This window comes from Sphingobium sp. 3R8 (genome assembly GCF_020166615.1).
In the GTDB taxonomy this organism is placed as follows: Bacteria; Pseudomonadota; Alphaproteobacteria; order Sphingomonadales; family Sphingomonadaceae; genus Sphingobium; species Sphingobium bisphenolicum.
On the sequence record NZ_JAIQXR010000047.1, the window covers coordinates 1 to 4,426 of the forward strand.

A 4,426-nucleotide genomic window follows, 5' to 3' on the forward strand; every position below is an offset into this window, starting at 1 on the left:
GACTGCCCGACCAAAACATAAGGATCGGCAATTAGCGCAAGCCTAACCCGCGTGCGACCATACCACGCAGAATCTCGCGCGTTCCCCCACGCAGCGAATAGGACGGGCTGACCTGTGCCACAAATGCGAGTGTGCGAAGGAGATCCGGCTCAGCAGGTATTTCCGGATTTTCAGCCAGCGCTTGGCTGACTACGACAGGGATTTCCTGTTCAAGCTCAGTTCCGATATCTTTGATCAGCGCTGCTTCGGTTACCGGCATGTCGCCCGCGACAAGGCGCGCGGTGATCGAAATCGACATTTGACGAAGCACGGCCATATAGCCCATGAAGCGGCCAACGCGCGCTGCATTCGCTTCGTGACCGGACAGTTGCTGAAGGTGTTTGATCCAGCGATCGAGTAGCACGATACTCGAGTAGATCCGTTCCGGTCCGCTGCGTTCGAACGCCAACTCTGCATTCACTTGCGCCCAACCGTCGCCTTCTGTCCCGATTAGCGCATCCTTCGTTAGCTTCACGTCGGTGAAGAACACTTCGTTGAAGTGTGATTCTCCTGTAATATCGACGATTGGCCGCACTTCAATGCCTGGCAGGCTTAGATCGATTATGAACTGTGACAGCCCTTTCTGCCGGTCTTCAAGGCCGCCGGACGTACGAAGCAGCGCAATCATGTAGTGCGATTTATGGGCGTACGTGGTCCAGATTTTCGAGCCGTTTAGCAGAAAGCCGTCCTCGTGCGGTATCGCCCTCGTTCGAACGCTGGCAAGGTCCGATCCCGCGCTCGGCTCACTCATTCCGATGCAGAAGAATATCTCTCCGCGGCACATGCGGGGTAAGTAGTACTGACGCTGCTCCTCCGTCCCGTAATGAAGCAGGAGCGGACCGGACTGCCGGTCACCAATCCAATGCGCGGCAACAGGAGCGCCCGCCGCCAGCAATTCCTCAACTAGCACATAGCGCGAAAAGGCGTCGCGGCCGCCGCCCCCATATCGCTCTGGCAAAGTAATGCCGACCCATCCTTCCGCGGCTAAAGCCCTGCTGAAACTAGCATCAAAGCCAGACCAGCTGCGCGCTCGAACATCTGCGGAGCGGTCTCCAAGATGCTCGGCTACAAATGCTTTCACCTGAGAGCGCAGACACTCTGCCTCTTCAGGTATGCGCGCGGGAGAAAATCTGTCGAGAAGGCTTATCATATCAATCTCACCATATATCCCTTCTAGATCAAGTCACCTGCAACTGCCGCCATCCTGGGAGGAAATACTACCAGTCTACAGAAGCAAATTGATCGTGTGCCACCTGTATGGTGTAGGTTCGCTGACGTAGACTTATGCGATCTCGTCCACGGATGATCGGCAATCAGTCGATCTTAACGTGATGCGCTGATCGCCGCTGGCGTCGATCGGCGGCATCTCTATTCCGACAAGGCTTCCGGCGCGCGCGACGATCGCGCAGGCTTAAAAGCCTGCCTCGAATATATGAATGCCGGTGACACGCTCGCTGTCTGGAAGCTCGATCGCCTAGGGCGCTCACTCCCGCATCTGCTGGCGATCGTCACCGACCTCAAGGAACGCGGCATCGCCTTCCGGTCGATGACTGAGCAGATGGACACGACAACGCCGCATGGCGAACTGCTGTTCTCGCTCTTCGGCGCGCTCGCCCAGTATGAGCGGGCACTGACCCGCGAACGCATCATGGCGGGCCTGGCCGCCGCAAAGCGGCGCGGCCGACAGGGTGGTCGCCCCCCGACGATCGACGCGGAGAAGATCGACCAGATTACCGCCGCCCTTGCTGTTGGTGCCAGCAAGTCATCAGTCTCCCGAACATTCAATGTGCCGCGATCGACGCTGGCAGGTACATTAGAGCGGATCGGATGGTCAGCGCCTGAAACTGGCGCTTGACCACGGTGGTGCGATTCATGTGATTTCCGACGGCGGTCCGGGAAGCACGACGTTAAGGGGCGACGACACGAAATTGCATTTTGCGTACGCTGAGAAGATCTTTGACTGCGGGCAAGCGACGTTCCGCGGCAGGAGCACGAAACGGTCAGCCCTTCCGGCACTTTGAAAGTTGATCTCAAATTGCCGTTCGACATCCGCGACAGTGTAGGTTTCAGCGGCACCAACGAACATCGTTGTTGCAGTTGCTCACCATCCGACCGCCAAGGCCGGTAGCTTGCGAGATAGGAAGTCGATCCAAGCGCGCGTCTTGGCGGCCGGCCGACGCGTCGGGTGAGTCATGGCGTAGATGGCGCCCAGATCCATCAAGGATTCATCGAGCACAACGTTAACTAGCGCACCTGTCGCAATGCCACTTTCAGCGATGTAACGCGGACCGTAGACCAGGCCAAGTCCAGCTATTGCCGCCCTGATCAACGCTTCGCCATTGTCAGCGTGAAGGGAGCCCTTCACCGGGACGCGCCGAGTACCGTCTGCACCGAAAGCCCAGAAGGTCGTCCCGGTGCGCGGTACCAAAGTAAAGCCAAGGCAATCGTGATGTGCAAGTTCAGCGACCGTGCGTGGTGTGCCAAATCTGGCAAGATAGTCAGGCGATGCGCAAATCGAGAGACTTAATTTCGCGAGCTTTCGCGCCATGAGGCTGCTGTCCGACAGCACGCCGAGAGCTGTACGCGCCGCGCGACATCCATCAGCAGCGCGTCCGCCGGTGCAGGCATTGGAAGCCGGTGCAACCATCGACCGGGGCGTTGTTCGTAGGTCATCTCGATTTCTCCCTTGCCCCGGCCAGCAGGATTGGTGAACATGACTGTAAGGATATATCAGACGGACGTTTGATGCAACTAGTCAGACGCAAATGTTCGATTGACCTTTACGGACCGGATTTATAAGCGCCCGTCGACGTGTTAGGTTGAGAATGAGGAGACCAAGCTTTGTCGATCGCGATGAGATTGCAGAAGCTGCGGACGGCCAAGCGCGAGTCGCTTCAGGACGTGGCTGATGCAATCGGCGCTTCGAAAGGCCATGTGTGGGAGCTGGAAAAGGGCACCGCCAAAAACCCTTCGGTAGATTTGCTGCGCAAGCTGGCCGAACATTTCGGTGTGACGATCGCCACTCTGATCGGTGAGAGCCCGAGCGATGAGCATGACGAACAGTTGCTCGTTATGTTTCGCGACCTGCAAGCATTGTCGGATGCCGATCGCGCTGTCCTTGACGACATCATCAAAGGTATGAAAAGGCGGCATAGCGAGAGCTGAGCATGCACATTGATCGGATGGACCTCGACGCGTGTAGGACGCCAGCAACGATCGTTGCTGAAATTCTCCGTCAGGTGCCCGACATGCCAGTCCCCGTCCCAATCGAGGAATTGGCTACTGCGGTCGACATTACCGACATCCGTCGATTGGAGACGCCGAATTTCGAGGGAGGTCTAATAACGCAACCCGAGCGTCGTGATGGTATGATCCTCGTCAATTCGACCGGCTCGGCCCAGCGGCAGAGATATACGATCGGGCACGAGCTCGGACATTACCTCATGGTGTCGCACCAACCCGCCACGGCGGGCGGCGCGTTTATGTGCTCGAGTTCCGACATGACGGTTCGAAAAGCTGATCGGGATAACAGAGCCGCTCGCATGGAGGCCGAAGCAAACCGGTTCAGTGCCAACATGCTCATGCCGCTGACGCGCTTTCGTCCCGATATGGAAGCGTTGGGCTCGCCAGACCTCGACAGCATCTTTGCCCTCGCGATCCGCTACGACATGAGCCGGGAAGCGACCTCCATTCACTACACCAGTCATCACGACGAGATGTGCGCGATTGTGCTGTCGAAAGATGGCGTTGTTCGTCGAATCTACCGGCCCTCGCGCTTCCCGTTCATTGACGCGCCGATCAACAAACCCTTGCCGACACCATCCTGTGCAGCACGGTTCAACCCCTCGAAATCGGGTTGGGGAGAGGTCGATGGGGGCGTCTGGCTTGGAGGGAGGCACGGGGCCGGGAGAACTCTTAGAGAGCAGGTTCATCGCGCAAGCGGGGGTTGGACCTACTCGCTTCTCGTCCTCGAAGATGTGGGCCGCGATAGCTCCGAAGATTCGGAGGAGAGCGAACTGGAAGACGTGTTTGATCGCTTTTCTAGGCGGGGCGATAGCGACCGCTGAACGAACGGCAACTTATCGATTTTGCTCGCCTAGAGCGGACAGTCCAGAACGTCCGACGAAGCCGACATGAAGGTGGGATCAGGCAAGGATCCGGCCATGTCCGTTATCTGGATTCCGGAAACGTCCCGTGAGCGGCAAAGAAGGGTCGACATCTGCCAGGATGATTGAAAAATCGGCCATCCACTGGGAGGCGAAAATAGTCCGAAGCGCGGGCGCCGGCTGGACGCCTTGCTGGTTCATCGAGATATCGATTGTCCGCTCCAGCATTTCGCAGGGATCACGGCGAGGGAGAAAGCGGGTCCTAATTTTGATTATGGGCC

The 4,426-nt window shown here is 57.8% G+C and carries 5 protein-coding genes and 1 pseudogene; 3 read left to right on the top strand and 3 right to left on the bottom strand.

Annotation, left to right across the window (positions count from 1 at the left end; all coding sequences use genetic code 11):
- Nucleotides 1-31: 31 nt before the first annotated feature.
- A complete protein-coding gene (locus tag K9B33_RS22720) occupies nucleotides 32-1,189 on the bottom strand; it encodes an acyl-CoA dehydrogenase family protein (RefSeq protein WP_224551388.1) in 1,158 nt (385 codons plus the stop codon).
- Nucleotides 1,190-1,328: 139 nt separating this feature from the next.
- On the opposite strand from K9B33_RS22720, the pseudogene K9B33_RS22725 reads away from it, so the two are divergent.
- A pseudogene (locus K9B33_RS22725) lies at nucleotides 1,329-1,894 on the top strand (recombinase family protein).
- A 246-nt stretch (nucleotides 1,895-2,140) separates the two neighbouring features.
- Here the strand turns inward: K9B33_RS22725 and K9B33_RS22730 are convergent.
- Nucleotides 2,141-2,686 carry a substrate binding domain-containing protein gene (locus tag K9B33_RS22730; protein WP_224551389.1) on the bottom strand — a complete coding sequence of 182 codons (546 nt, stop codon included), beginning with the start codon at nucleotides 2,684-2,686 and terminating at the stop codon, nucleotides 2,141-2,143.
- Nucleotides 2,687-2,880: 194 nt separating this feature from the next.
- Between K9B33_RS22730 and K9B33_RS22735 the strand changes: the two genes are divergently transcribed.
- Entirely contained in the window at nucleotides 2,881-3,204 is a 324-nt protein-coding gene (locus tag K9B33_RS22735) for a helix-turn-helix domain-containing protein (protein WP_224551390.1), read from the top strand.
- A 2-nt stretch (nucleotides 3,205-3,206) separates the two neighbouring features.
- Complete coding sequence (locus tag K9B33_RS22740; RefSeq protein WP_224551391.1) at nucleotides 3,207-4,106, top strand: ImmA/IrrE family metallo-endopeptidase; 900 nt, start codon at nucleotides 3,207-3,209, stop codon at nucleotides 4,104-4,106.
- A 78-nt stretch (nucleotides 4,107-4,184) separates the two neighbouring features.
- On the opposite strand, the gene K9B33_RS22745 is transcribed toward K9B33_RS22740, so the two are convergent.
- Nucleotides 4,185-4,426 (bottom strand): hypothetical protein (locus K9B33_RS22745; protein ID WP_224551392.1); only part of this gene is annotated, 242 nt, incomplete at its 5' end.

Bases quoted from the DNA above. Each gene is read 5' to 3' on its own strand.
- K9B33_RS22720 (WP_224551388.1), bottom strand. From the start codon at position 1,189: ATGATAAGCCTTCTCGACAGATTTTCTCCCGCGCGCATACCTGAAGAG.
- K9B33_RS22730 (WP_224551389.1), bottom strand. From the start codon at position 2,686: ATGGTTGCACCGGCTTCCAATGCCTGCACCGGCGGACGCGCTGCTGAT.
- K9B33_RS22740 (WP_224551391.1), top strand. From the start codon at position 3,207: ATGCACATTGATCGGATGGACCTCGACGCGTGTAGGACGCCAGCAACG.